Origin of the sequence: Pseudomonas sp. IT-P4 (assembly GCF_949767755.1) — a bacterium.
Taxonomy (GTDB): Bacteria; Pseudomonadota; Gammaproteobacteria; order Pseudomonadales; family Pseudomonadaceae; genus Aquipseudomonas; species Aquipseudomonas monachiensis.
Map to the genome: position 1 here is coordinate 205172 of NZ_CATKPX010000023.1, position 26665 is coordinate 231836.

The 26665-nt window shown below is 59.8% G+C and carries 28 protein-coding genes; 10 read left to right on the top strand and 18 right to left on the bottom strand.

All coding sequences use genetic code 11. The features are described from left to right. Nucleotides 1-5: 5 nt before the first annotated feature. The 3 genes from ACM6IT_RS07450 to phoB form a co-directional block, all read right to left on the bottom strand. Nucleotides 6-1346: a hemolysin family protein gene (locus ACM6IT_RS07450; protein ID WP_007975205.1), complete on the bottom strand. Its 1341-nt coding sequence runs from the start codon at nt 1344-1346 to the stop codon at nt 6-8. Nucleotides 1347-1470: 124 nt separating this feature from the next. Next, nucleotides 1471-2757 carry a phosphate regulon sensor histidine kinase PhoR gene (phoR, locus tag ACM6IT_RS07455; RefSeq protein ID WP_414917848.1) on the bottom strand — a complete coding sequence of 429 codons (1287 nt, stop codon included), beginning with the start codon at nt 2755-2757 and terminating at the stop codon, nt 1471-1473. A 75-nt stretch (nt 2758-2832) separates the two neighbouring features. After that, on the bottom strand, nt 2833-3522 hold the full coding sequence (gene phoB / locus ACM6IT_RS07460; RefSeq protein WP_003229608.1) for a phosphate regulon transcriptional regulator PhoB: 690 nt from the start codon (nt 3520-3522) through the stop codon (nt 2833-2835). Between the two features lie 153 nt (nt 3523-3675). Between phoB and ACM6IT_RS07465 the strand changes: the two genes are divergently transcribed. Further along, entirely contained in the window at nt 3676-4059 is a 384-nt protein-coding gene (locus tag ACM6IT_RS07465) for a hypothetical protein (RefSeq protein WP_223542658.1), read from the top strand. Nucleotides 4060-4119: 60 nt separating this feature from the next. On the opposite strand, the gene ubiA is transcribed toward ACM6IT_RS07465, so the two are convergent. Both ubiA and ACM6IT_RS07475 read right to left on the bottom strand, forming a co-directional pair. Continuing rightward, the gene (gene ubiA / locus ACM6IT_RS07470) at nt 4120-5010 is read right to left on the bottom strand and encodes a 4-hydroxybenzoate octaprenyltransferase (RefSeq protein ID WP_414913553.1); all 891 of its coding nucleotides are present in this window, start codon (nt 5008-5010) and stop codon (nt 4120-4122) included. Next, a complete protein-coding gene (locus tag ACM6IT_RS07475; protein ID WP_056726840.1) occupies nt 5010-5573 on the bottom strand; it encodes a chorismate--pyruvate lyase family protein in 564 nt (187 codons plus the stop codon). Before ACM6IT_RS07475 ends, ubiA begins: the two co-directional genes overlap by 1 nt. A gap of 199 nt (nt 5574-5772) precedes the next feature. Between ACM6IT_RS07475 and ACM6IT_RS07480 the strand changes: the two genes are divergently transcribed. The 3 genes from ACM6IT_RS07480 to ACM6IT_RS07490 all read left to right on the top strand — a co-directional run bounded on the left by ACM6IT_RS07480 (nt 5773) and on the right by ACM6IT_RS07490 (nt 7579). After that, complete coding sequence (locus tag ACM6IT_RS07480) at nt 5773-5943, top strand: rubredoxin (protein ID WP_007995385.1); 171 nt, start codon at nt 5773-5775, stop codon at nt 5941-5943. 18 nt (nt 5944-5961) lie between these two features. Then, the gene (locus ACM6IT_RS07485) at nt 5962-7110 is read left to right on the top strand and encodes an NAD(P)/FAD-dependent oxidoreductase (RefSeq protein ID WP_414917765.1); all 1149 of its coding nucleotides are present in this window, start codon (nt 5962-5964) and stop codon (nt 7108-7110) included. A 193-nt stretch (nt 7111-7303) separates the two neighbouring features. After that, a complete protein-coding gene (locus ACM6IT_RS07490) occupies nt 7304-7579 on the top strand; it encodes an HU family DNA-binding protein (protein ID WP_003195589.1) in 276 nt (91 codons plus the stop codon). An 89-nt stretch (nt 7580-7668) separates the two neighbouring features. Here the strand turns inward: ACM6IT_RS07490 and ACM6IT_RS07495 are convergent, their stop codons facing one another. After that, nucleotides 7669-8061: a DUF6124 family protein gene (locus tag ACM6IT_RS07495; protein WP_414917766.1), complete on the bottom strand. Its 393-nt coding sequence runs from the start codon at nt 8059-8061 to the stop codon at nt 7669-7671. A 388-nt stretch (nt 8062-8449) separates the two neighbouring features. Between ACM6IT_RS07495 and ACM6IT_RS07500 the strand changes: the two genes are divergently transcribed. Then, entirely contained in the window at nt 8450-8836 is a 387-nt protein-coding gene (locus ACM6IT_RS07500) for a helicase (RefSeq protein WP_414917767.1), read from the top strand. A gap of 162 nt (nt 8837-8998) precedes the next feature. Continuing rightward, nucleotides 8999-10300 carry a hypothetical protein gene (locus ACM6IT_RS07505; protein ID WP_414917768.1) on the top strand — a complete coding sequence of 434 codons (1302 nt, stop codon included), beginning with the start codon at nt 8999-9001 and terminating at the stop codon, nt 10298-10300. Nucleotides 10301-10383: 83 nt separating this feature from the next. Here ACM6IT_RS07505 and ACM6IT_RS07510 read toward each other — a convergent pair whose 3' ends face one another. The 6 genes from ACM6IT_RS07510 to exbB form a co-directional block, all read right to left on the bottom strand. Further along, nucleotides 10384-11787, bottom strand: a complete 1404-nt coding sequence (locus ACM6IT_RS07510; RefSeq protein WP_414913549.1) for an aminoacyl-tRNA deacylase and HDOD domain-containing protein — start codon at nt 11785-11787, stop codon at nt 10384-10386. Nucleotides 11788-11865: 78 nt separating this feature from the next. Further along, entirely contained in the window at nt 11866-13941 is a 2076-nt protein-coding gene (recG, locus tag ACM6IT_RS07515; protein WP_414917769.1) for an ATP-dependent DNA helicase RecG, read from the bottom strand. A 9-nt stretch (nt 13942-13950) separates the two neighbouring features. Beyond that, nucleotides 13951-14880, bottom strand: a complete 930-nt coding sequence (locus ACM6IT_RS07520; RefSeq protein ID WP_008047093.1) for a hydrogen peroxide-inducible genes activator — start codon at nt 14878-14880, stop codon at nt 13951-13953. Nucleotides 14881-15075: 195 nt separating this feature from the next. After that, a complete protein-coding gene (locus tag ACM6IT_RS07525) occupies nt 15076-15825 on the bottom strand; it encodes an energy transducer TonB family protein (protein ID WP_414917770.1) in 750 nt (249 codons plus the stop codon). Next, entirely contained in the window at nt 15822-16250 is a 429-nt protein-coding gene (gene exbD / locus ACM6IT_RS07530) for a TonB system transport protein ExbD (protein WP_007975187.1), read from the bottom strand. The genes ACM6IT_RS07525 and exbD overlap by 4 nt, the downstream gene beginning before the upstream one ends. 6 nt (nt 16251-16256) lie before the next feature. Continuing rightward, nucleotides 16257-17228, bottom strand: coding sequence for a tonB-system energizer ExbB (exbB, locus tag ACM6IT_RS07535; protein ID WP_056726846.1), 972 nt, complete (start codon nt 17226-17228; stop codon nt 16257-16259). Nucleotides 17229-17416: 188 nt separating this feature from the next. Here exbB and ACM6IT_RS07540 point away from each other — a divergent pair, with 188 nt between their 5' ends. Then, nucleotides 17417-18274: an SDR family oxidoreductase gene (locus ACM6IT_RS07540; protein ID WP_056726847.1), complete on the top strand. Its 858-nt coding sequence runs from the start codon at nt 17417-17419 to the stop codon at nt 18272-18274. Between the two features lie 88 nt (nt 18275-18362). Here ACM6IT_RS07540 and ACM6IT_RS07545 read toward each other — a convergent pair whose 3' ends face one another. From ACM6IT_RS07545 to ACM6IT_RS07570, 6 genes are all read right to left on the bottom strand, one after another. Further along, a complete protein-coding gene (locus ACM6IT_RS07545; RefSeq protein ID WP_056726848.1) occupies nt 18363-19103 on the bottom strand; it encodes a hypothetical protein in 741 nt (246 codons plus the stop codon). A 69-nt stretch (nt 19104-19172) separates the two neighbouring features. Continuing rightward, nucleotides 19173-19553: a RidA family protein gene (locus ACM6IT_RS07550; RefSeq protein WP_003229509.1), complete on the bottom strand. Its 381-nt coding sequence runs from the start codon at nt 19551-19553 to the stop codon at nt 19173-19175. A 37-nt stretch (nt 19554-19590) separates the two neighbouring features. Continuing rightward, on the bottom strand, nt 19591-21696 hold the full coding sequence (spoT, locus tag ACM6IT_RS07555) for a bifunctional GTP diphosphokinase/guanosine-3',5'-bis pyrophosphate 3'-pyrophosphohydrolase (RefSeq protein WP_223541286.1): 2106 nt from the start codon (nt 21694-21696) through the stop codon (nt 19591-19593). A gap of 57 nt (nt 21697-21753) precedes the next feature. Then, complete coding sequence (gene rpoZ, locus ACM6IT_RS07560; RefSeq protein ID WP_007921129.1) at nt 21754-22017, bottom strand: DNA-directed RNA polymerase subunit omega; 264 nt, start codon at nt 22015-22017, stop codon at nt 21754-21756. 167 nt (nt 22018-22184) lie between these two features. Then, entirely contained in the window at nt 22185-22805 is a 621-nt protein-coding gene (gene gmk / locus ACM6IT_RS07565) for a guanylate kinase (RefSeq protein WP_046038947.1), read from the bottom strand. Between the two features lie 13 nt (nt 22806-22818). Continuing rightward, nucleotides 22819-23682: a YicC/YloC family endoribonuclease gene (locus tag ACM6IT_RS07570; RefSeq protein ID WP_008047081.1), complete on the bottom strand. Its 864-nt coding sequence runs from the start codon at nt 23680-23682 to the stop codon at nt 22819-22821. 267 nt (nt 23683-23949) lie between these two features. Between ACM6IT_RS07570 and rph the strand changes: the two genes are divergently transcribed. From rph to gltS, 3 genes are all read left to right on the top strand, one after another. Then, nucleotides 23950-24672, top strand: a complete 723-nt coding sequence (gene rph, locus ACM6IT_RS07575; RefSeq protein WP_056726850.1) for a ribonuclease PH — start codon at nt 23950-23952, stop codon at nt 24670-24672. Between the two features lie 28 nt (nt 24673-24700). Next, nucleotides 24701-25069: a DUF4870 domain-containing protein gene (locus ACM6IT_RS07580; RefSeq protein ID WP_056726851.1), complete on the top strand. Its 369-nt coding sequence runs from the start codon at nt 24701-24703 to the stop codon at nt 25067-25069. A gap of 383 nt (nt 25070-25452) precedes the next feature. Next, nucleotides 25453-26658: a sodium/glutamate symporter gene (gene gltS, locus ACM6IT_RS07585; protein WP_056726852.1), complete on the top strand. Its 1206-nt coding sequence runs from the start codon at nt 25453-25455 to the stop codon at nt 26656-26658. Nucleotides 26659-26665 lie beyond the last annotated feature (7 nt).

Sequence of the window (26665 nt, forward strand, 5' to 3'; positions counted from 1 at the left end):
TCGCATCAATCCAGCATCAACACCTTGGCCAGAACGATCTTCGGCCCTTTCATCTTCTTGATGATGATCCGCAGGCCTTCGACTTCCAGCACTTCTTCCTCTTCGGGTACGCGCTTGAGGCTCTCGTAGACCAGTCCGGCAAGGGTTTCGGCTTCGACGTGGTCGAGGTCGATACCCAGCAGTCGTTCAACCTTGAACAGCGGCGTATCGCCCCGCACCAACAGCTTGCCCGGCTGATACGCGAGGATCCCGCGTTCGGCCTTGCGGTGTTCGTCCTGGATGTCGCCCACCAGCACTTCCAGCACGTCTTCCATGGTCAGGTAGCCGATGATGTTACCGTCGGCCTCTTCGACCACGGCGAAGTGCGAGCCGCCCTTGCGGAACTGTTCCAGCAACTGCGACAGCGGCATGTGCCGCGACACCCGCTCCAGTGGGCGGGTCAGTTCGGCCAGGTTGAACGACTCGGGAATGTGGTCCAGTGCCGCCAGTTCCAGCAGCAGATCCTTGATGTGCAGCAGGCCGACGAACTCCTGGCGCTCGCTGTCGTACACCGGGTAACGGCTGAACTTGTGGCGACGGAACATCGCCAGGATCTGCTTGAGCGGCGCGTTGAACTCCAGGGTCACCAGGTCTTCGCGGGAATTGGCCCAGTCGACCACTTCCAGTTCACCCATTTCCACCGCCGAGGCCAGGACGCGCATGCCTTGGTCGCTCGGGTCCTGGCCACGGCTGGAGTGCAGGATCAGTTTCAGTTCTTCACGGCTGTAGTGATGCTCGTGATGCGGGCCGGGCTCACCTTGCCCCGCAATGCGCAGGATGGTGTTGGCGCTGGCGTTGAGCAGGTAGATGGCCGGGTACATGGCCCAATAGAACAGGTACAGCGGCACGGCGGTCCACAGCGACAGCAACTCGGGTTTGCGGATGGCCCAGGATTTGGGGGCCAGTTCGCCGACCACGATGTGCAGGTACGAAATGATGAAGAAGGCGGTGAAGAACGAGATGCCTTTGACCACTTCGGCCGACTCGACGCCGACTGCGCTCAACACCGGCTCAAGAATGTGGGCAAACGCGGGTTCACCGACCCAACCCAGGCCCAGGGAGGCGAGGGTGATACCCAATTGGCAAGCCGACAGGTAAGCATCGAGTTGACTGTGCACGGTGCGCAGGATGTGCCCGCGCCAGCCGTTTTTGTCAGCGATGGCCTCGACCCGGGTCGAGCGCAATTTGACCATGGCAAATTCCGCCGCAACGAAAAATCCGTTGAGCAAAACCAGGATCAGAGCAAAAAGAATCATGCCGAAGTCGGCGAAAATGGTAGCGAGGGTCAAGCCAGGGGAAGGGTCCATGATGGAGTTTTGCGGGTTCCGTATATTCGAGAGGGAAGTAAAAAACCGCGCCTGAAAGGCAGGCACAAGTCAGCCAATGTAGCGGCTGACCGGCCAGTTGCCTAGTGGCGCGTGCTGGCCGGTATCAGTCAGTGGTGCTGATAACCCGTGATTTGGTGACTTGAGCCGGGGCAAAGTGGCAGGTAAAGGTACTGCCGTGGCCCGGTACGCTGCTGATTTCCATCCGTGCCCGATGTCGTAACAAGACGTGTTTGACGATCGCCAGTCCCAGGCCGGTGCCCCCGGTGTTGGAGTTGCGGCTGGAGTCGACGCGATAGAAGCGTTCGGTCAGGCGCGGCAGGTGTTTGGCATCAATGCCGATCCCGGAATCCTGCACGCTCAGGTGCGCCCCCTGGTCATCGCCCCACCAGCGAATGCGGATATTGCCTTCGGCCGGGGTGTATTTCACCGCGTTGAACACCAGGTTGGAAAACGCGCTGCGCAACTCCGCTTCGCTGCCCTTGAGCAGAATCATCGGGTCGGCTTCCAGGGTGATTTTCTGGTTTTTCTGGCCGGACAACTGCTGCGCATCGCTCTTGATCGATTGCAGCAAGCCGTCGATCGGCACCGGCTGGTTGTCCGACGGATAATCGGTGGCTTCCAGCTTGGCCAGCAACAACAGGTCGTTGAGCAAGGTCTGCATGCGTCCGCCTTGTTGCTGCATCTGCTGCAAGGCGCGGCCCCAGCGCGGGTTCACCTCGTCGACGTTGTCGAGCAAGGTTTCCAGGTAACCGCAGATCACCGTCAACGGTGTACGCAGTTCATGGGAAACGTTGGCGATGAAGTCTTTGCGCATTTGCTCAAGCTGATGGATGCGCGTGACATCGCGCACCAGCATCAAGTGTTCGTTATTGCCGTAGCGGGTGATGTACAGCTGAATGCGCACGCGGTCGTTGGTCGGCGAGGGGATTTCCAGTGGCTCGGCATAACTGTCTTGCTCGAAGTATTCCTTGAAGCGCGGATGGCGCACCAGGTTGGTCACCGGTTGGCCACTGTCCTGTGGCGTCTTGAGGCCCAGCAGGGTTTCGGCGGCGCGGTTCCACCATTCCAGGTTGCCGTCGGTATCGAGCATGATCACCGCATCCTTGAGCGCGGCGGTGGATTCCTGAACCCGGTCGATCACCGCTTGCAGGCGTCCGCGTACCCGTTGGTCGCGGCGTTGCAGGTGGTAGATGCTGTCGAACACCTCGCCCCACAGGCCGTAGCCGTCGGGTGGCGCTTCATCGGGTTTGTGCAGGCGCAGCCACTCGTGCAGACGCAGCAATTGCTTGAGGGTCCAGGCCAGGTAAAGACCCAGGCCTGCAGCGAGGCTCCAGCCGTAATAGCCGGTGATCAGGCCGATCACCAGGCAGGCGGTGACCAGCAGCAGCATGTGGCGAATCAGGGTGCCATGCCAGTTTTGGTTCACGAAAAAAATACGTCCTTGAAAGTGGAACCGCTGCGATCATCAGGCCTTGGTTGAGAACCGGTAGCCAGTGCCGCGCACGGTTTGTACCAGATTTTCGTAAGCATCGCCGAGGGCTTTGCGCAGGCGTCGAATGTGCACGTCGACCGTACGCTCTTCGACGTAGACGTTGCCGCCCCAGACCTGATCCAGCAACTGGCCACGCGTGTAGGCGCGCTCCTGGTGGGTCATGAAGAATTGCAGCAGGCGGTATTCAGTCGGTCCCATCTCGGCAGGACGGCCGTCGATGGTCACGCGGTGGCTGATCGGGTCCAGCAGCAGGCCGCCGACTTCGATTGGCGCCTCGCCATCAGTCGGACCGGCACGGCGCAGCACGGCCTTCAGGCGCGCCACCAGCTCACGGGGGGAAAACGGCTTGGTGATGTAGTCGTCGGCGCCGACTTCCAGGCCCTGGATCTTGTTGTCCTCTTCACCCTTGGCGGTGAGCATGATGATCGGGATGTCCCCGGTCAGTTCATCACGCTTGAGGCGACGGGCCAGTTCGATGCCGGACGTGCCGGGCAGCATCCAGTCGAGCAGGATCAGGTCCGGTTTGCGGTCGACGATAATGGCGTGGGCCTGCTGGGAGTTTTCAGCCTCCAGGCAGTCATAGCCGGCCATTTCCAATGCAACGGCGATCATTTCGCGAATAGGCGCTTCGTCGTCGACGATCAGAATGCTCCTGCCAACCATGCCCTTATTCCTCTTGTCATTTAACTGTCTTGCGCCGCATTAGATAACGGAATTATTGCAGTCGTGTGACAGTATTTTAGTCGGCCGGCGATTGGCTGGATCCTGGACTAAGCTTTAAGTCCGAATCCTGACAACCACAAAGGAAGGCTTCAAATGAATCTACACTCGCAATCCCTCAAGGCCCTGCTGCTGGCCGCTGCCCTGGCATTGCCTTCGATGGCCTTCGCCGCCGAACCGGGCATGATGAAAGACGGCATGATGACTGACCACAAAGGGATGACCCTGTACACCTTCGACAAGGACGCGGACGGCAAGTCGATGTGCAACGGCGACTGCGCCAAATACTGGCCGCCAATGATGGCGCCGGCGGGTGCCAAGGCCGAAGGTAAATGGACAGTCGTCAAGCGTGACGATGGCAAGATGCAATGGGCTTATGACGGCAAGCCGCTGTACTACTACGAGGACGACAAAAAACCTGGAGACATGACGGGTGACAAGAAAAAAGACGTCTGGCATGTCGTTCGCGAGCATATGTAACAACGCAAAAAGATCGCAGCCTTCGGTAGGAGCTGCCGCAGGCTGCGATCTTTTCAAAGGTCAACGCAGCGCGTAGTCCAGCACAATCCCGACGAAAATCGCCAAACCTGCCCAGTGATTGTGCAAAAACGCCTTGAAGCAACGCATCCGGTCCTTGTCGCGGGTGTACCAGAATTCCCACGCAAAGCAGCCCGCCGCCACCAGTAATCCGAGGTGGAACCAGCCACCAAGGTCGAACTTCGAACCCGCCAGCAACAGGCAGCCCAACGCCAGCCCTTGCAGGGTCAGGATGATCGCCCGGTCCGCGTCGCCGAACAGGATCGCCGTGGATTTCACGCCGATCTTCAGGTCGTCATCTCGGTCGGTCATCGCGTAGTACGTGTCGTAACCCACGGTCCACATCAGGTTGGCGATCCATAGCAACCACGCGACGGCCGGCAATTCACCGGTTTCTGCGGTGAACGCCATCGGCATCCCCCACGAAAATGCGGCGCCCAGCACCACTTGCGGGTAATAGGTGTAGCGCTTCATGAACGGGTAACTGAACGCCAGCGCCAGGCCGCCCAACGACAGCCAAATGGTCGCGGCATTGGTGCACAGCACCAGCAGGAAGCTCGCGCCCATCAGCAATGCGAAGAACACCAGCGCCTCTTTGGAGCTGATCTTGCCGCTCACCAGCGGCCGCTGCTCGGTACGCTTCACATGGCCATCGACCTTGCGGTCCGCCCAGTCGTTGATCACACAGCCACCGGCGCGGGTCAGCACCACGCCGAGGACGAAAATCACAATGTTGGCCAGGGACGGCGACCCCTTGCCGGCAATCCACAGCGCCCACAGCGTTGGCCAGAGCAGCAGGTAAATGCCGATCGGCTTGTCCATGCGGGTCAGCTGAATGAAATCCCAGGCCCGAGGATTCAAGCGGTTCAAGGACTTGAGCAGGCTTTGGTACATCAACGGTTCTCCGATCGGGCGCAGGCGGCGTCCCACAGGGAAGGCAGGAAAATTTCGGCCACCAAAACGCTCAAGGCACCGCGGTCGAAGCGCGAGCGGCGGCCCCACAGCCCAGGGGATTGCACCTCGGCGGGCAACCACGATTGCGGATAATGGCAAACCTCGATGGCCCGGCGCTGAAAAGCCTGATCGCAAAACAGCAATTCGCCCAGCGAGCGGCTGCCCAGTTCGTCCATGTGCAGGCCGTCGCCTTGCAATGCACTGCGTGAGGCCACGCTGCGCGCAAACACCCACGCCTGGCCATGACCGCGCAAATACACCTCGCGCACCCAACCCTCACTGCCATCGGCCAGGTCCAGCGCTGTGCACTCGTCGGCACGCAGGGGTTGCCAGCCTTCGAACATCGGCGAGACGCTGAACGCATCATTCGACAGATGAATCAGGCGTCGAGTCAGTGAGCCTTCGTCGAACAGCCAGTCGAGAGTAGAGGCATCGGGGAGTGGCGCCAGTTCGCTGCGCGAGAGCCAGAGAGGAGCTGGAGAGGGGGATTCTGTGTGATGCACAATGAGTCATTATTGGCAGCAAATGAGGCGGCGAGCTTAACATGTCAGCCGCCGATATCGATTGAATTGGCCTGCCGTTGCGCCGAACAGGCTTGCATCCGGCGGCTCCGATCAGTACAAAACGCGCTGAGTTGGACGGCAGTGCTGCAACCATCGACCGTCCGGCCGGCAAAACGCCTGAACCTTGAGGAAGTACCTGATGAAAAAGTGGCAATGTATCGTCTGCGGCCTGATCTACAACGAAGCCGACGGTTGGCCGGATGACGGCATTGCGCCGGGCACCCGTTGGGAAGACGTCCCGGCAGACTGGCTGTGCCCGGACTGCGGTGTGGGCAAGATGGATTTTGAAATGATCGAAATCGCTGCCTGAATAATTGAGGAGTAAGGAATGAACGCACCTGTCGTCATCATTGGCACCGGCCTGGCGGGCTACAACGTGGCCCGCGAGTTTCGCAAACTCGATAGCGAAACCCCGCTGCTGCTGATTACCGCCGATGACGGGCGCTCCTACTCCAAGCCGATGCTCTCCACCGGCTTCGGCAAAAACAAGGATGCCGACGGCCTGAGCATGGCCGAACCCGGCGCCATGGCCGAGCAGCTCAAGGCCGAAATACGCACCCACACGCGTATCAGTGGCATCGACCCGGGCCACAAGCGCCTGTGGATCGGTGAAGAAGCGGTGATCTACCGCGACCTGATCCTGGCCTGGGGCGCCGAAACCGTGCGCGTGCCCATTGAGGGTGATGCGGCGGATTGCGTATTCCCGATCAACGACCTGGAAGACTACGCACGCTTCCGTGCGGCGGCGGCCGGCAAGCGCCGCGTGCTGCTGCTCGGCGCCGGCCTGATCGGCTGCGAATTCGCCAACGACCTGACCCTGGGCGGCTACGAAGTGCAGCTGGTTGCGCCGTGCGAACAAGTCATGCCGACCCTGCTGCACCCGGCGGCTGCCGCTGCGGTGCAGGCTGGCCTCGAAAGTCTCGGCGCGCGTTTCCACCTCGGCCCCGTGCTCAATCGCCTGCAACGCGTGGCTGACGGCCTGGAAGCGCACCTGTCCGATGGCCAGGTGATCCCGTGCGACGTGGTGGTCTCGGCCATTGGCCTGCGCCCGCGCGTCGACCTGGCGGCTGCGGCCGGTTTGCAGGTCAACCGCGGCATCATGGTCGATCGGCACTTGAAGACCTCTCATGCCAACATCTACGCCTTGGGCGACTGCGCCGAGGTCGACGGGCTGAACCTGCTGTACGTGATGCCCCTGATGAGCTGTGCGAGGGCGCTGGCGCAAACCCTGACCGGCAACCCGACCGCCGTCACCTATGGCCCGATGCCAATCACCGTCAAAACTCCGGTCTGCCCGCTGGTGGTGTCCCCGCCGCCACGGGGCGCAGAGGGCATCTGGACAGTCGAAGGGCAGGGCGCCGACATCAAGGTTTTGTGTCGCGATGCCGCGGGCAAGCTGCTCGGTTACGCCCTCACCGGTGCCGCCGTGATGGAAAAACTGGCCCTGAACAAAGAGCTTCCGGCCCTGTTGGCATAAATAGCGGTCGTTCTGTCGGAATCACCCCCCTTTTGCCCCAACAATGGCCGCGCCGATACTGGCGCGGGGCCTCACTGCGTGCCATCCTCACTCCCGTCTGCCGCAGAGTAGAGCACCTGCGGCGCTTTTGGCGCTGCTCCGCGAGAGCAGCACGGACATAACAACAACAAACCGTCAAAGGGGCTTCACTCACATGCGTAAACCAGACCTCGCCGCAGCCATTGCTGAAAAAGCAGACCTCACCAAAGAACAAGCCAACCGCGTTCTCAACGCCGTTCTTGAAGAAATCACCGGTGCCCTGCACCGCAAAGACAGCGTGACGCTGGTGGGTTTCGGCACCTTCCTGCAACGTCATCGCGGTGCCCGCACCGGCAAAAACCCGCAAACCGGTGAACCCGTCAAAATCAAGGCCAGCAACACCGTTGCGTTCAAGCCAGGCAAATCATTGAAAGACAGCGTTAATCCGTAATCCGTTTTCACCTCCCGCGCAGCGGGGGAGTGGAATAAAAAATGGGCACGCCAACCAGGGTTGGGTGCCCATTTTTTGTGGGTGGCGAATCAGCCGAACCCGCTTTGTTGCTTGGCGAGAATCGCCGCCATTTGCGGCTCATCCAGATGATCCAGCGCCCGCTCTACCAGCAAATGCGCCCCCTCAGCCACGCGACTGATCGCCAGGGCTACTGAGCGGCGTGATCCGTCTACATCGTCGGCCAGGTCAGCGGCGATGGCGCTGATGGACAGCAAATCTTCCGAGGCGTTGGCCAGGAGTGCTTCGGTATTGATGTCTGGGCAGACACTGAAGAGTTGGCCGCTGCGTTTCGTTGTTGTTTGTTTTGGTGGGGCGAGATAGTGATCGAGGGCGCGTTCGGCGGCTTCGTGGAGTTTTTTGGAATCGAAGGATTCGTAGGGGGATGTGGCTTCGTTTTCGGATGCGTCGGGTGGCGGAGTCATTGGTGTAAATCCTTGGTTAAGAAGTTTTGCTCCCGATTTCGGACTTGCACATCCGGTCGCCGTTTTTGGCGTCGACGATCAGAGGCTATCGATGAATTCAAAATTCGCCTAGTTCATGTGTAGCGCAGCATTTTGAAGGAAGTTTCCGATAGGTTTGCAGGGTGGGGGGATCAAAAGTTCGCAGCCTTCGGCAGCTCCTACAGAATGTGTTTCTTCAGGTGCAGAAGTGGCGTGTGGAGTGGCCGGAGTGATGTGCTGATAATTGTGACTTAGTAGTCATCGTGCAGGTAATGGTAATGATCTTCTCCTAATGCAGCTGGATACTGGTGTTATCCTCTGAAGCCGTTAAACTGCCCCAGCCGTTCATTTTTCTCTTGAGGCTGTGCGCATGAAATTTCGTTTTCTGCTGTGGATGCTGGGTTTGTTGATGGGTAAGGCCAGCCGGACTAATCCGGCGTTTCAGCAGCAGTTGGGGGACAAGGACCTGGTGTTTCAGTTGCAGACCCTGGACGGGAAAGTGGCGCGGCATTTCCGCGTGAAGGACCAGCGCATCACCAGCCAATCGGGTGTGCATGCCGAACCTGCGTTTGCGATTGCCTTTAAAGACGCCGCGTACGGCTTTGCCACGATGCAGGCGAAGAACAAGCAGCTGGCGTTCATGACGGGGATTCAGGACAAGTCGATTCAGATCAAGGGCAACCCGGCGCTGGTGATCTGGTTCCAGGGGCTGACCAAGTATTTGAAGCCGAAGAAAAAGCCTGTTGTTTCGCGTTAAAAGAGTGTTTCGTGGTTGTTTCGGGATTAACGAAGTCGAAATCTAGTTAGAAAAAAACTATGTAACTGTCATTAATGACAGTTACAGCCGAAAATTTTGCGTGCTCCACTGTGTCGGGTGTAGTGGGTCTACACCTTTGATTCGTCACCATGGAGCACGGCTATGGACCAGATGCAGAAAGGCACGAAGGCGGGAACGCTTGACCCGTCATTTGGAGATAATGGTGTGGTGGGCCTAGTGTCCGAGGGGGCTGCTGGTTCCCAATCTATTCTTCCGTTACCAAGCGGAAAATTGCTCTACGCCAACAACGATTTTTCTGATTTTTACAGAACGCTGAAGTTAAGGCGTTTGAATACCATTGGCTTTTTCGATAGTTCGTTCGGTGAGAATGGTTTAATAGTTCTGCCGGGTATTACTACAGCCGGTAGATTTTCACTGTTCTCTTATCTGGACGACAAGTTTTTAGTAAAAAGTATGCAGGTGGATGATTTGGGGCACGGCGATATTGTGCTCAGAAAATTGGATCAGAATGGCCAAATTGACACCACTTTTGGTACTGATGGGGTCGTAAATATCAACCCTTGGCGGCCGACTGATAAAGAGAGTTTGCAGCCTCCGCAAGTCGTTGAGACGAAAAGTGAGAGCCGTCGTAAGCGGTCTCCCATTTTGTATGAGTATCAGGGTGGGTCTGTGTGCGTGCAGCCGGATGGAAAAATTCTTGTGGCGCACACTGGAGTTCCGCATTATCCCGACCATTTCCGCGATGGGATGGTGTTTCGCCTTATGCCGGATGGCTCACTCGACAAAACCTTTAATGAAAGGGGTTTCTTATACGTCAAGCTTGAAGGTGTTGATTATGATGAAAGTCTGGCCACGAGTATTGCGTATCAAAAAGACGGAAAAATTTTGGTTGCAGGGATCTACGTCAACTCCAACCAAACTCCCACATATTTAAACAGTTATGTTGTTCGTTACAAGGAAGATGGTCAATTAGACGCCGGTTTCAATAATGGGCGCGCAGTTATTATTGCCGATTCTGAATTTTCACAGATTGAAGTTGGGACAATTTCAGTTAGAGGTAGTGACGGTGCAGTTGTAGTGGTAGGCGGTGCAAAAAAGACGTTTGATACTTCATTCTCTGATATACCATGGCTTGCAGTTTTAACCCCGAGCGGGTCGTTCAACCTTTTGTTCAATAATGGCAAGCCGCTGTTTTCTAAAGAATCGCCTGAATGGAGTATGTGGCAAAACTGCGAATGGCAGGAGGGCTCCAGCTCGATCATCGTTGCCGGGGGGAAAGTGGCAGCACGGTATTTGTCGAGTGGCTTGCTGGATTTGTCTTTCGACGGGAAGGGCTGGTTCGCCCGCATTGGTTCTTTCAAGGAGATGAAAGTAACGAAGGACCAGAAGCTTGTCCTTGTCGGCAGTGCGGCAAATCCATTTTTACTGCGTTGCCTGTTGTGACGGGTGCTGATCATGTCTTCCAGGTAAGCCTCACTCCTGCCAGCGGATGCTACCTGCAGGGGCGAGGTTTACCCCATAAGCTTTCAGCCCTGAGTAAATTGCGAAGCCAGTTCGCGCAGTAACACTTCGGCCTCGAGGACTTTGCTGACCACGTCGTTGGCTTTTTCGCGGCTCAGGCCAAGGCGTTCGAGCAGGGCGTCGGGGATGTCTTCGTCGGGGCCGGAGCCGATGCCACGGCTGCGCAGCAGGCGCACCGACAGGCACACCAGGTTCGGGTACTCAGCGAATTCGCCGTCGTAATGCGGGTCGTGTTGGAAGCGCAGGGCGGTGGCCAGTTCTTCAGGCATGTCCCAGTAGCGCATCAGCCACGAGCCGATCTGTTCCCGGCTGATGCCCAGCAGGTGCTGTTCCACGAAGCTATGGCACAGGTGCGGGTTGACCTCCAGGTGGCGGCAGATCAGTGAGAAGTGCGGTGGGAACACGTGGGCCAGCAGCAGGTAGCCGAAGTTGTGCAGCAGGCCGGCCAGGTAGGTCAGGCCGGCTTCCGGACGCTGGGCGCGGGGCATGGCGCGGGTCAGGCCTTCGATGACGGCGGCGGTGTAGATCGATTGCTGCCAGTACGGGGTGGAGTGTTGCGGGTGGTCCTTGGGCAGGCTCAGGGTTTTGCCCAGGGCCAGGCCCAGCGCCAGGTTGATCACCAGATCGAAGCCCAGCACGCGCACGATGGCGTCTTCCACCGAACGGATCTTGCCCGGCGAGGCGTAGTACGGCGATGCCGCCCAGCTCACCACTTGTGCGGCCAGCGCCGGGTCGGTTTCGACCACGCCGGTGATGTCGTCGATGGTGGCGTTGGGGTCGACGCGCAGCTTGATGATTTTTTGTGCGGTTTCGGCCAGTGGCGGAATCTCGATGGTCGCTTCCAGACGCTGCTGGATGCGCCGCGCGGTGAACGCCTGGACGGCCTGGGTGATTTCCTCGCGGTCGTCATCGGGACGGTCGAGGTTGGGACGGATGCTGGTCAGGTTTTCGCCGAAGTTGGCGGCGCTGGCCTTGGTCAGCATGGTCGCCTTGAAGTCTTCGCTGGTGATTTCCAGCAGCACGCCCGGCTCACCGGAGTTGATCAGCAACTTCGGCTCGCGCAGCAGGCTTTCGTCGTACAGGCACGGTGAACTGGTCAGCGCCGGCAGGCCCGGCAGCAAGCTGAGGTTGTGCTTGCCGAGCATTTTTGTCAGGCGTTCGGTGGGTACGGCGGCGAGGCGGCGACCGGTGAGTTCGGTCAGGCGATTGAGGTCCAGCAATTGGCTCTGCGGGAACAGCACCATCAGTACGCCTACGCTGTCATCCAGCAGAACGGCCTGCACTTTGCGCGCGGCATTGAGGCCGTGACGGTCAAGCACCTCTTCGTAGGCAATGCCCAACTTGCCCAGCATCAGCCGAATAACCGACGGAGCGTGCGGGGTGTCGGGTGCGAAGGCAACTTCGGTCATGGTCTGTATCCATACTTAAACAATTGCAGGAGTATAACCAGCTTGCTTGGGACCACGCCTCAGAAACCGTGACGGTTGTCACACTTGACCGTATTGTTGGCCATGACGCAGCCATCGGTCGAGCAGCGGGCTGACGTGGGTCGGCCAGCGCTCGAGCAATGCCTGAGCGGCATCTCGCACGGCGGGCAGCAAATCGGCGTCGCGCATCAGGTCGGCGACCTTGAACTGAAGCAAGCCAGTCTGCCGGGTGCCGAGCATTTCGCCGGGGCCGCGCAGTTCCAGGTCCTTTTCGGCGATGACGAAACCATCGTTGGTTTCACGCATGATGCCCAGGCGCTGGCGGCCGATCTGCGACAGTGGCGGATGGTAGAGCAGCACGCAATGGCTGACGGCGCTGCCCCGGCCGACTCGGCCGCGCAACTGGTGCAATTGCGCCAGGCCCAGGCGCTCGGGGTTTTCGATGATCATCAGGCTGGCGTTGGGCACGTCGACGCCGACTTCGATCACCGTGGTCGCGACCAGCAGTTGCAGGTTGCCGGCCTTGAATTCGGCCATCACCGCAGCTTTTTCCGCAGGCTTCATGCGGCCGTGGATCAGCCCGACTTTCAACTCGCCGAGAGCGGCAGTGAGGTCCTCGAAGGTAGTTTCCGCTGCCTGGCAGGTCAGCTCTTCCGACTCTTCGATCAGCGTGCACACCCAATAGGCCTGACGCCCTTCGGCGCAAGCGCTACGCACCCGCTCGATGACTTCGACCCGCCGGGTGTCGGTGATCAGCACGGTGTTGACCGGGGTTCGGCCGGGCGGCAATTCGTCGAGGATCGAGGTGTCGAGGTCGGCGTAGGCGCTCATGGCCAGCGTGCGCGGAATCGGCGTGGCGGTCATGATCAGTTGGTGCGGGCACATGCGCCCGCCGACACCTTTCTGCCGCAAGGCCAGACGCTGCTGCACGCCGAAGCGGTGCTGTTCGTCGATGATCACCAGCGCCAGGTTCTTGAATTGCACTTCGTCCTGGAACAACGCATGGGTGCCGACCACCATCGGCGTGCCGCTGGCGATTTGCTCCAGCGCGGCTGCGCGGTTCTTGCCCTTGAGCTTGCCGGCCAGCCAGGCGACTTCAATGCCCAGCGGCTCAAGCCAGCGCTTGAAGGTGATGAAGTGCTGCTCGGCGAGAATTTCGGTGGGTGCCATCAGCGCGACCTGATAACCGGCCTCCAGAGCCTGGAGCGCGGCGAGGGCGGCGACCACGGTTTTGCCTGCGCCTACGTCGCCCTGAATCAGCCGCAGCATCGGTTCGTGCTGGCTCAGGTCGTAGGCAATTTCGTTGCCGACCCGTTGTTGGGCGCCGGTCGGGCTGAAGCCGAGGTTGGCCAGGTACTTGGCCGGCAGTTGCGTGGCTTTGGGCATCGCGGGTGCACGCAGGGAGCGCATGCTTTCGCGCAGGCGTTGTTGCGACAGCTGATGGGTCAGCAGTTCTTCGAAAGCCAGGCGGTGCTGCGCCCAGTGGTGACCGAGGGCCAGTTCATCGACGTCGGCATCGGCGGGCGGGTTGTGCAGGTAGCGGATCGCATCGGCCAGCGGCGCCAATTGGTAATCGCGGGCCAGTTCGTTCGGCAGCCAGTCGGGCAGGCTGCTGGGGCCGAGCAGGGTGAGGGTCTGCATGCACAACTGGCGCAAGCGCTGTTGGGTCAGGCCTTCGGTGAGCGGGTAGACCGGGGTCAGGGTTTCATCCACCGGCGGCGGTTCGTCGCCGGTGATGGCGCGGTATTCCGGGTGGTAGATCTCCAGCCCCGAAGCGCCGGGCCGCGCCTCGCCGTAGCAGCGAATCCGCGTGCCGCGTTTCAGGCCTTCTTTTTGCGCGTTACTGAAATGATAGAAACGCAGGCTCAAGCCCCCGGTGCCATCCTGCAACCGGACCACCAGGCTGCGTCGCCGGCCCATGACCACATCGGCACCGCTGACGGTGCCTTCGATGACCGCATCTTGCCCGGGCCGCAGTGCGCCGATCGGCACGACACGGGTGCGATCCTGATAGCGTAACGGCAGGTGAAACAACACGTCCTGGAGGTTTTCCAGGCCGACCTTGGCCAGTTTCTCGGCCATGGCTTCACCGACACCCTTGAGTGCCGTCACCGACACTTGCGACAACTCGCTCATGACCGTTGCTTAGCCCGCGGCGACTTGCGCCGCTGGCTTGGCCACCGAGCACAGGCGAATGGAGTCAGCGAGGATTTCAATCGCTTTCGGGCGCGGGAAGCTGGCGCGCCAGGCAATGGCCACGGTGCGGAACGGTACGGGTGCCGACAACGGACGCACCTCGATCACGCCGGGGGCGTAGTGATGACTGTCGACTGCCGACAACGGCAGGATCGAAATCCCGAGACCCGAGGCGACCATGTGGCGAATGGTTTCCAGGGAGCTGGATTCCACCGTGGTGTGCTTGGCGCCGTCGTTGCCTTTGGTCAGGGTCGGGCAGGCTTCCAGCACCTGGTCGCGGAAGCAGTGGCCTTCGCCGAGCAGCAGCAGGCTCTTGTCGTTGAGTAGGCTGGCGTCGATGGATTCCTTTTGTGTCCACGGGTGCTGCGCCGGCATCAGCACATAGAACGGCTCGTCGTAGAGCTGCAGGGTCAGCACGTCGGCTTCATTGAACGGCAGGGCGATGATGATCGCGTCGAGCTCGCCGTTGCGCAGTTTGTCGCGCAGCACGTGGGTGAAGTTTTCTTCAATGTACAACGGCATCTGCGGGGCGACCCGGTGCAGTTGTGGAATCAGGTGCGGAAACAGGTACGGACCGACGGTGTAGATCGCGCCGACCTTGAGTGGGGCGGTCAGCTGGTTCTTGCCGGCCTGGGCCAGTTCGCGGATGCCTTGGGCCTGTTCCAATACCTTTTGGGCCTGGGCCACGATGCCTTCGCCGACCGGCGTCAGGCGCACGGCGCTTTTGCTGCGCTCGAAAATCAGCACACCGAGTTCGTCTTCAAGCTTTTTCACGCCTACCGACAGGGTCGGCTGGCTGACGTGGCAACGCTCGGCCGCGTGGCCGAAGTGCTGCTCTTGGGCGAGGGTAACGATGTAGCGTAATTCTGTGAGGGTCATAGCAAGCGTCCATGTAGTTGCGGGCCAAGCATACCGGCTGCAATCGATAGACGCACGTTATCAGACTGAGTGCGTCGAGTGACACCGGGCAATGCGAAAGGCAAAAAAAGATCGCAGCCTGCGGCAGCTCCTACACGGGTTAATGTGATCCCTGTAGGAGCTGCCGCAGGCTGCGATCTTTTGATCTGCTGCTTTCTACCGCCGGCGTTTTTCCAGCGAATACACAAAGGGTGCAACGATTTCGATGGAGCCATTGGTCAACATGTCGGGCGGTGGCTTGGGCAGCGGTTGAGCGCGGCGGATCATTTCCAGGGTGGCCCGGTCCAGATCGGCAGTGCCCGAGGCGCCTACCAGCTCGAACGACAACACATTGCCTTCGGCATCCACGACGAAACGCAGACGGTTCATGCCTTCCTTGCCCCGCGCCTGGGCACTTGCAGGGTACTTCTTGTACTTCTGCAGGTGTGCCAACAGCGTGCCTTGCCAGCTGGCCTTGGCCGCCATTTGAGCAGGCGACGGACCCGGCGCAGGCTGGGCTGATTTCTCCGTCGGTGCCTGGGTTTGCTGGGTTTCGGCCGGTTTTTCTTCGGCCGGTTTTTCCTTCGGCGGCTCGGGTTTCTTCTCTACCGGCTTGGGCGGTTGCGGCTTCGGCTTGGGTTTGACCGATTTGGGCACGGCAATTTCAGCTTTCGGTGCTTCAGCGAGCTTGGGTATCGGCAATTCTTCAACCGGAGCCGGTGGCTGCGGCGGAGTGACGACTTTCGGCGGAGCAGGCGGTGGCGGGGCAGGAACCGGCGCCAGTTCGACCATCATTGCCTGGGGGGGCAATTCAATGGGCGGGCGGGCGGACCAGTTCAGCGCCAGCGCGATGGCCAGCGCGTGAACACCCAGCACCACGGCCAGGCTACCGCTGTAACGCGTCAGCTTATGGCGCGTCGTGATCATTTCTTGGCTGCCGTCTCGAGTCCGACCAAACCTACCTTCAGGTAACCGGCAGAGCGCAGGTTGTCCATCACGCTCATCAGGTCGCCGTAATCCACGCCTTTGTCGGCCTGGAAGAAGATTGTCGTGTCTTTCTTGCCCTGGGTCCTGGCGTCGAGGGTGGCACCGAGTGCTTCGGCCTTCACTTCGTCTTCACCGAGGAACAGGCGCTGGTCAGCCTTGACGCTGAGGAACACCGGTTTCTCTGGCCGCGGCGCCGGTTTGGCGGTGGACGCAGGCAGGTCGACCTTGATGTCCACGGTGGCCAGCGGGGCCGCCACCATGAAGATGATCAACAGCACCAACATCACGTCGATGAACGGCGTTACGTTGATTTCGTGGTTTTCGGACAGATCGTCGTCTGCCCCTTCTTTCAAATGCAGGCCCATGGCCGATTACCCCACTTTCACCATGTGCGGTTGCGAGCTGCGCTCAGGCTGGTGGTCGAGGTCGCGGCTGACCAGCAGCAGGACCTGTGCCGACGCGTCGGACACCTGAGCCTTGTAACCGGCGATGGAGCGGGCAAAGACGTTGTAGATCACGACCGCCGGGATCGCTGCAACCAGGCCCAGCGCGGTAGCCAGCAGGGCTTCGGCGATGCCGGGGGCGACGACGGCAAGGTTGGTGGTCTGGGTCTTGGCGATGCCGATGAAGCTGTTCATGATGCCCCATACGGTGCCGAACAGGCCGACGAACGGCGCGGTGGAACCGATGGTGGCCAGCACGCCAGTGCCGCTGCTCATGTTGCGACCGCAGGCCGCGACCAGGCGCTCAAGACGGAAGCTGACGCGTTCCTTGATGCCTTCTTTCTCACGGCTGTTGACCGACAGGCGCATCTCTTCGAGAGCATCATGTACCAGCAGGTTGGCCAAGGTGCCTTCCTTCGCCGCGGTAGCGCTGGCTTCCTTGAGGGAGGCGGATTTTTTCAGTTGGGCGATTTCACCGCGCAGACGACGCTTGGCGCCCATCAGCTCAAGCCCCTTGGCGATCCAGATAGTCCAGGTGATGATCGAGGCGATGGCCAGGCCGATCATCACGATTTTCACGATGATGTCGGCATTCTTGTACATGCCCCATGGCGACAGGTCGTGGGCCATGCCCAGGGTGTTGTCGGCTTCGAGGACTTCAGGGACGTCTTCACCCAGTGTTTCTGCCGGTGCGGCCAGGGCCGGATCGGTCGCAACCGGAGCTACGGCCGGGGCGGCGTGATCGGCCGGAGCCGGCGCGGTGGTGGCAGGTGTGGCTGGCGCCTGGGCATCGGCGAAAGCGGCGACTGGCGCGAGCATCAGGCTGAGGAGCAGGGCGGCCACTGCGCTCCAGGCGCGAGGTCGTTTGGTTGGCGAAGCGGAGAATTGATTGCGTGTCATGCTGGCCGGACCTGAGAGAAAAAACGGGTGATGTTCTTCCAGGCCTCGAAGGCCGAGAACAAAAGTGGGGAGGCATTATTGCAATTAATTCTTGTTAACAAAAGTAATAGCGTCTCTTTTTTTCCTGCATTGCTAGCCGCCTGTCTATTGCCGGCGCTAGTCTGTGGCTTTGCGATGGGAGTTTTCTGATGTCTGCGCCTACTGTTTTGATCGCCGGCTGCGGTGATGTCGGCAGCCGCCTGGCTACACAATTGCTGGCGGCGGGGTGGGAGGTCCATGGCCTGCGACGCGACGTTTCACGCCTGCCCAAGGGCGTCATCGGCGTGGCCGGTGACCTGTTCAACAAAGACTGCCCGGACACTTGGCCAATCGGCGCCGTGGATTACCTGGTGTATTGCGCGGCGGCCACCGATCACGACGAAGCCGGTTACCGCGCTGCGTATGTCCAGGGCCTGGAGCATGTGCTGGAGTGGCTGGACGACTACGGGCAGGTGCCCAACCGCCTGCTGTTCGTGTCCAGCAGCAGTGTCTACGGTCAGCAGAACGGCGAATGGGTCGACGAGGCCTCACCGGCCGTGGCGGCGGGCTATTCCGGGCGTGTGATGCTCGAAGCCGAGCAACTTGCCCTCAAAAGCGGCATTCCGGCGAGCATCGTGCGTCTGACCGGCATTTATGGTCCGGGCCGTGAGTGGCTGCTGACACAGGTTCGTCGGGGGTATCGCGTGGTAACCGATCCGCCGTTGTATGCCAATCGGATTCATGCCGACGACGCCGCGGGATTGATGGCATGCCTGCTTGAGGCGGATCGGCGTGGCGTAGCGCTGGATGATGTCTACATCGGCGTCGATGACGCGCCGGCAGCGCTGGCGGATGTGGTGGGCTGGTTGCGTGAGTATCTGGGTGTGACCGAGTGGGCCGATGACGACAGCGTGCGTCGCACCGGCAGCAAACGCTGCAGCAATGCACGGGCAAAAGCGTTGGGCTGGACGCCGAAGTACCCGAGTTTCCGCGAGGGGTATGCGGCGATTCTTGAGGGGCGCTGCTGATAGCAAAAGATCGCAGCCTGCTGCAGCTCCTACAGGTGTACATATAACCTTTGTAGGAGCTGCCGAAGGCTGCGATCTTTTCAGGGATTTATTGCTTTTCCAGCAGCCACTTGCGCTCACCCGGGGTGAACGAGGGCATCTCGTCCGCCTGCGCCGTGTTCACGGTCTGGAAAATCTCCAGCTCCTTGCCCTTGCGCGCAAAGATCCAGGCGTTGCCCTGGCCATTGAGTTGCAGCCACATGTTGTCATTGCCGCCACTCATGGATGCGCAATCGCCTGCCAGGCACAACGCATAGCGGTCGCTGCCTGGCAGGCCGGTCACCTGGCCGTCGGCCTGGAATTGAACCGTGTTGCCTTCGCCCGGGCCGTTCACGATTGTCCAGCCGCCGCCCATGTAGGCGGAATACAGCGCACGTTCGAAGCTGGCGCCCATGGGTGCGCCATCCGGTACCTGGATCTGTACGCGGTCGAAGACTTGCTCGGGCTCGTTGTCGCTGGCGGACTGGCTCAGTTGCTTGCCGTCACGCTTGAGCTCACTGGCCGAGCTGCCATAAAAGTCGACTTTCCAGGCGCCGGACTGTTCACCCAGCAGCTTGCCGTCGACATTTTCAAAACCGTTGGTGTAGCGGGCCTGACCGGCCTTGGTGTTGATGTCCCATTCCAGGTTCGGGCCATAGGCCTGGAGCGCTTCACGCAGGGGGACGCCTTTGGCGGCAGCATCGATCGCCACCTGGTTGATCCAGGTGCCGCTGATGTCGCGGTCGGCAGGGTTGCTGGCACATCCGCCCAGGAACAGGGCGAGCAGCGAGAGAGCAAGCGCGTTGCGCATGGGTGGAATCCTTTCAAGCATTCTTTTACAGCAGAGCAGTCGGCGCAGCCCGTGGCTGCGCCGTACGCTTTACTCGATGACCAGGATGGCATCCATTTCAACCTGCGAACCCTTTGGCAGGGCTGCTACGCCGATGGCGGCGCGGGCAGGGTAAGGCTGGTCGAAGTACTTGCCCATGATCTCGTTGACCTTGGCGAAGTGGCTCAGGTCGGTGAGGAAGATGTTCAGCTTGACGATGTCCTTGAACGAACCGCCAGCAGCTTCAGCCACGGCCTTGAGGTTCTCGAACACCTGGACGGTCTGGGCTTCGAAGCCTTCGACCAGCTCCATGGTTTTTGGGTCCAGGGGAATCTGACCCGACATGTAAACGGTGTTGCCAGCCTTGATCGCCTGGGAGTAAGTACCGATGGCGGCCGGGGCCTTGTCGCTGGTGATAACAGTCTTGGTCATTGATGACTCCTTGTAATGAGGTGGCTACGTTTGCGAGCTATGCACGCATGCGGGTGATGCGAATCACCCCGGTCAGGGCGCGCAGTTTCTTGATCACGCGGGCCAGGTGCACACGGTCGTGTACGCTGACCACCAACTGGACCACGCTGATGCGACCATCGCGTTCGTCCATGCTGATTTTCTCGATGTTGCCGTCGGCGGCGTTGACGCTGCTGGCCAACAGGGCGATCAGGCCGCGCTGGTGTTCCAGCTCGACGCGCAGTTCGACGTTGAATTCGCCGGTGACATCCTTGGCCCACGAGAGCTGGATGCATTTTTCCGGGTTGTGGCGGATTTCGCTGATGTTGCGGCAGTTGTCCAGGTGCACGACCATGCCTTTGCCGGCGGACAGGTGGCCGACGATCGGGTCGCCCGGGATCGGCGTGCAACACTTGGCGTAGCTGAGCACCAGGCCTTCGGTGCCGCGAATTGCCAGCGGGCCTTCAGGGCTGGGTAGCTGCTCGCCTTCGCCCAGCAACCGGCGGGCCACCACATAGGCCATGCGATTGCCCAGGCCGATGTCTTCGAGCAAATCTTCGATCAGCTCCAGGCGGTACTCGACGAGCATGGCCTTGACGCGCTCGGCCGGGATTTTCTCCAGCGAGCTGTCGAAGCCGTTGAGGACCTTGTTCAGCAGGCGCTCGCCCAGGCTGATGGATTCGGAGCGGCGCTGCAGTTTCAGGGCATGGCGAATGTGCGTGCGCGCCTTGCCGGTGACCACGAAGTTGAGCCAGGCCGGGTTCGGCCGCGCGCCGGGAGCGCTGACGATCTCGACCGTGGAGCCGCTTTGCAGCGGTTCGGACAGCGGCGCGAGACGACGATTGATACGGCAGGCAATGCAGCTGTTGCCCACGTCGGTGTGAACCGCGTAAGCGAAGTCGACCGCCGTGGAGCCCTTGGGCAGTTCCATGATCCGGCCTTTGGGCGTGAACACGTAGACCTCGTCCGGGAACAGGTCGATCTTCACGCTTTCGATGAATTCCAGCGAGTTGCCGGCGCGTTGCTGCATCTCCAGCACGCCCTTGACCCACTGGCGGGCGCGGGCATGGGTGCCTTTGGGCTGCTCGTCGCCGCTGGATTTGTACAGCCAATGGGCGGCGATGCCGTTGTTGGCCATCTCTTCCATTTCACGGGTGCGGATCTGGATCTCGATCGGAACACCGTGCATGCCGAACAGCGTGGTGTGCAGCGACTGATAGCCGTTGGCCTTGGGGATCGCGATGTAATCCTTGAAACGCCCTGGCAGTGGTTTATATAAGTTATGTACAGCACCCAGCACGCGGTAGCAGGTATCGACCTTGTCGACGATGATCCGGAACGCGTAGACGTCCATGATCTCGTTGAAGGCCCGACGCTTGCCGCGCATTTTCTTGTAGATGCCGTAGAGGTGTTTCTGGCGACCGCTGACCTCGCCCTGGATGCCATCGATGGCCAGGCAGTGGCTTAAGGATTCTTCGATCTTGTTGACGATTTCCTTGCGGTTGCCCCGGGCGCGTTTGACCGCCTGGTAGATCCGCGCGGAACGCATCGGGTGCATGGCCTTGAAGCCAAGGTCTTCGAACTCTATGCGGATGGCGTGCATGCCCAGCCGGTTGGCGATGGGTGCATAGATTTCCAGGGTTTCCTTGGCGATGCGCCGGCGTTTTTCGCCGGACAGCACTTCCAGCGTGCGCATGTTGTGCAGGCGGTCGGCCAGCTTGACCAGGATCACGCGAATGTCGCGGGCCATGGCCATGGCCATTTTCTGGAAGTTTTCGGCTTGGGCTTCGGCCTTGGTCTCGAAGTTCATCTGGGTCAGTTTGCTGACCCCGTCGACCAGTTCGGCCACGGTTTCACCGAACTGCGCTTGCAGCGCTTCCTTGGCAATACCGGTGTCTTCGATCACGTCATGCAGCATCGCGGCCATCAGGCTCTGATGGTCCATGTGCATGTCGGCAAGAATATTCGCAACCGCGAGTGGGTGCGTGACGTACGCCTCGCCGCTACGGCGGCGTTGGCCGTCGTGGGCTTGCTCGGCGTAGAAATACGCTCGGCGGACCAGGTTTACCTGGTCCTTGCCGAGGTAGGCCGATAAGCGATCGGCGAGGGCGTCTATGCTCGGCATGATGTCTCCTGCCGTAAGCTTTTATCCCGCGCCGTGCTACGTCGACCAGGCATAGGCTTAGACGGCCTCGTTGGACTCGTCCTCGAATGCAGCAAAAAGCGGTTCATCTTCAACGATTTCGGCTTCGGCGATAGCTGCGTAGTCGATCAGGCCTTCAGCGATTTCACGCAGGGCGACGACGGTAGGCTTGTCGTTTTCCCATGCTACTTTCGGCTCTTTGCCGCCGGTGGCCAGTTGACGGGCACGCTTGGTAGAGAGCATGACCAGCTCAAAGCGGTTATCCACGTGTTCTAGGCAGTCTTCAACGGTTACGCGGGCCATGGTCTTCCTCGTAGCAAATGCAATATGCGCGCTGCCCGGATGGGCGAGCGGACTCAACAGTTTAAAAAATCACCAGCGTTTAGGGAAGCGCTGATTTTTTGACCAAGCCCTTCAACGCGCTGCAAGTGCCAATGTAAAGCCCTTGCAGCGGTTTTGGGAAGAGCTGATTAACCGAGCAATTCGGCCAGCAATTTGCCGTGACGCTGCTGCTGACGCTTCTGAATCAGCTGATTGGCGCGGAAAATCGCCTTCAGGTCGTGCAGTGCGTGGGCGAAATCGTCGTTGATGATCAGGTAATCGTAGTCGACGTAATGGCTCATTTCGCTGACGGCTTCGCGCATCCGGCCGTCAATGACTTCGTCACTGTCCTGGCCGCGATTGGTCAGGCGCTGGTGCAGGGCCTGCAATGACGGCGGCAGAATGAAGATCGAACGGGCCTGAGGCATCAGCTTGCGCACTTGCTCGGCACCTTGCCAGTCAATTTCCAGAATCAGGTCGTGGCCTTCGTCCAGGGTCTGCTGCAGGTGGCTTTGCGAAGTACCGTAGAGATTGCCGAACACTTCAGCGCGCTCGAGGAAATCCCCGTGTTCGATCATCTTCACGAACTCGCTGCGGTCGACGAAGTGATAGTTCACGCCATTCACTTCACCGGGGCGCATGGCGCGGGTAGTGTGGGAGACCGAGACGCGGATCTCCGGGTTTGCATCGGTCAGGGCCTTGACCAGGCTGCTCTTGCCCGCACCCGAAGGGGCGGAAATGATGTACAGGGTGCCGGTGCTGTGTGTCATGTCGGGGGTAGCCTTACTCAATGTTCTGCACTTGTTCGCGCATCTGCTCGATCAACACCTTGAGGTTGACCGCAGCCTGGGTGCTGCGCGGGTCGAAGGCTTTGGAGCCCAGTGTATTGGCTTCGCGGTTGAGTTCCTGCATCAGGAAGTCCAGGCGCCGACCGGCGGCACCGCCGGATTTGAGCACCCGGCGAACTTCGATGATGTGAGTGCTCAGGCGATCCAGTTCTTCGGCGACGTCGCTTTTTTGCGCGAGCATGACCATTTCCTGCTCCAGGCGCTGCGGATCCATCTCGGCCTTCATGTCGGCGAAGCGGTCGAGGACTTTCTGGCGCTGGGTGGCGAGCATTTGCGGGACCAGTTCGCGCAAGGTCACCACGTCTTCCTCGATGGAGCTCAGGCGCTCGTTGATCAGCCGCGCCAGCTCCGCGCCTTCGCGTTCGCGGCCGGCTTTCAGTTCCTTGAGGCCCTGGTTGAACAGTGCCAACGCTTCGGCGTTCAAGGCTTGCGGGTCGGTGGCGTCGCCTACCAGGACGCCGGGCCAGGCCAGGACTTCCAGCGGGTTCAGCGCTGCCGGGTTCTTGATCAGGCTGGCGATGGTCTCGGCGGCGGCGACCAGTTGCGCGGCGCGCTCCTGATCGATTTGCAGCGCCTTGCCGGTATTTTCTTCGGTGAAGCGCAGGGTGCATTCGAGCTTGCCCCGCGATACTCCCTGGCGCAGGGCTTCACGAACAGCGCCCTCGAGGTCGCGAAAGGATTCCGGCAGGCGCAGGTGGGGTTCCAGGTAGCGGCTGTTGACCGAGCGCAGTTCCCAGCTCAGGGTGCCCTGGACGCCGGCTTTCTCGACGCGGGCGAAGGCGGTCATGCTGTGCACCATGGAGGTACCTCGCAGGCAGATCGGCACAGAACCGAGGTTCCGGGAATCCGATATCAATGAATTAAAGCCGACTGGCAGCAAAGGCGCAGGATTGTAGCGCAGTGGCGCGGATGCGCCCAAACACACAGTGTGACAAAGAGCGGCAGGCCTGCACCGACGCGCGGTGCAGAGCCCTCGGTCGTCGGCGGATTTTTTTAGAAGTGCCCAGTGGCGGCCGTCGGCTCTATAATGCTCCGCAGTTTTCCGTCCCCAGTACAGGTACTCCCTATGATACGTCCAAGTGGTCGCGCTGCCGATCAGCTCCGCTCGATCCGCATCACCCGCAACTACACCAAACACGCCGAGGGTTCTGTGCTGGTCGAGTTCGGCGATACCAAGGTCATTTGCACCGTCAGCGTTGAACCGGGCGTACCGCGTTTCCTGAAGGGCCAGGGCCAGGGCTGGCTGACCGCCGAGTACGGCATGCTGCCGCGCGCTACCGGCGAGCGTAACCAGCGTGAAGCCAGCCGTGGCAAGCAAGGTGGCCGCACCCTGGAAATCCAGCGTCTGATCGGCCGCTCCCTGCGCGCTGCGCTGGACATGTCCAAGCTCGGTGACGTCACCCTGTACGTCGACTGTGACGTGATCCAGGCTGATGGCGGCACCCGCACCGCGTCGATCACCGGTTCCATGGTTGCGCTGATCGATGCCTTGAAAGTGATCAAGAAGCGTGGCGGCCTGAAGGGCGGTGACCCGATCAAGCAGATGATCGCTGCGGTTTCCGTGGGCATGTACAAGGGTGAGCCTGTGCTTGACCTCGATTATCTGGAAGACTCGGCCGCCGAGACCGACCTGAACGTGGTGATGACCAGCGCTGGCGGTTTCATCGAAGTCCAGGGCACTGCCGAAGGCGCGCCGTTCCAGCCTGAAGAGCTGAACGCGATGCTTGAGTTGGCGAAGAAAGGCATGAACGAGATCTTCGAATTGCAAAAGGCCGCACTGGCCGACTGACTGGAATGCCCCAGACAAGGAGGACACCATGAGTGACGAGCAACTGCCGCTGCCTACGCCGAGCCAAGAGGTGCGTCAGTGGGCCATGTTTTGCCACTTGTCCGCCTTGCTGGGGATCTGGATTCCGTTCGGCACGATCATAGGCCCGCTGATTCTCTGGCAGATGAAGCGCGAGATGGACCCGTTCATCGACGCTCAGGGCAAGGAAGCTCTAAACTTTCAGTTAACCGTGGCGATCGCCTCGGCTATCTGCTTCCTGCTGATGCTGGTGATTATCGGGTTCTTCCTGTTTGGCCTGATCGCGATCGGTGCGCTGGTGCTGACGATCATTGCCGGGGTGAAGGCCAATGAGGGGCAGCCTTATCGGTACCCGTTCACATGGCGGTTGATCAAGTAAGCCCAGGACGCTGATGCTGCTTTAAGCGCAGTTCAATACAAATGCCCTGACATGTTGGGGCATTTGTTTTTTTGCAATCAGATTAATCTCTAATGTTGCGAAATTGTTCGATCGCTATTCAATCGACGTCCATTAGTGTAAGTAATATTTCTTACACGTTTAGTCACAAACTGTAAGCCTCAGTACGGCTTGCAGGCTTGGCAATGGGACTTGGCGGTTGATAAGGTTGCTCCAAGTAATATTCATCAAGAAATATTTCGATATATTCGGACCATTGACGGCTTCTGAATCCAATACCAATCAGTGTTGAGATCCTCAACCTGTTCAAAAGGCGTGCCCAGGTAAAAAGTTCGCCACTGAATATATAAACAAGAATACCCAGAATGCTTCAGCTTGATTTTTACGGAACACTTGTCGCTGCCTCTTTAGTGCTTTTGCTGGGGCGCGCGCTTGTCTCTCGTGTCGGTTTTTTACGCACTTATAATATCCCTGAACCTGTAGCCGGCGGCCTGGTGGTTGCCTTGGCTCTTCTCGCCTTGAGAACCCTCGATATTGAAGTTCGCTTTGATACTTCGCTCCAAACGCCCTTGATGCTGGCGTTTTTTGCCACCATCGGTTTGAGTGCAGACTTCGCCAGCCTGAAGAAGGGCGGGCGCGTCGTGGGGATCTTTCTGCTGGCGGTTGTCGGACTTCTGGTGATCCAGAATGCGATGGGCATCGGGCTTGCCACGGCGTTGGGACTCGATCCCTTGATGGGCTTGCTGACAGGCTCGATCACCTTGGCAGGCGGCCACGGTACAGGTGCTGCATGGGGGGCGACGTTCAGCGAGAAGTTCGGTCTGGCCTCTGCCTCTGAACTGGCCATGGCCTCTGCAACGTTTGGCCTGGTGCTGGGCGGCTTGATTGGTGGGCCTGTTGCCCGCCTGCTCATCAGTCGTGTCCAGACACCCGGCTGCGAGCAGGAAAAGCCACGGCTGCCCAAGGGCTTTGAACAACCGAACAAAGAACGCTCGATCACGTCGTTTTCGCTAGTCGAGACACTGGCTTTGATTGCTGTCAGCCTGCTGGCGGGCTCACTCCTGAATGGGTGGCTTCAGGGAACCGCATTTGAGTTGCCGACGTTTGTTTGCGTGTTGTTCGTGGGCGTGCTTTTACGCAACGGGCTTTCGGCGCTTGGCGTGTATCAGGTGTTTGAGCGAGAAGTTTCCGTGCTGGGGAATGTCAGCTTGTCGCTGTTTTTGGCAATCGCTCTGATGTCGCTCAAGTTGTGGGATCTGGCTGCACTGGCGTTGCCGATCTTTATCATCCTGGCTGCGCAAACGTTGGTCATGGCTCTGTTTGCGATTGTTGTGACATTCAGGATGATGGGCAGTAACTACGACGCGGCTGTATTGGCGGCAGGGCATTGCGGTTTTGGACTGGGTGCCACGCCAACGGCCATCGCCAATATGCAAGCGGTGACACAGCGCTATGGGCCTTCTCAGATAGCGTTCCTGGTGGTGCCAATGGTGGGCGCTTTCTTCATCGACATCATTAATGTCATCGTGATCAAGTTGTACCTTGCACTGCCGTTTTTCGCCGCGGTTTGAGGTTCGG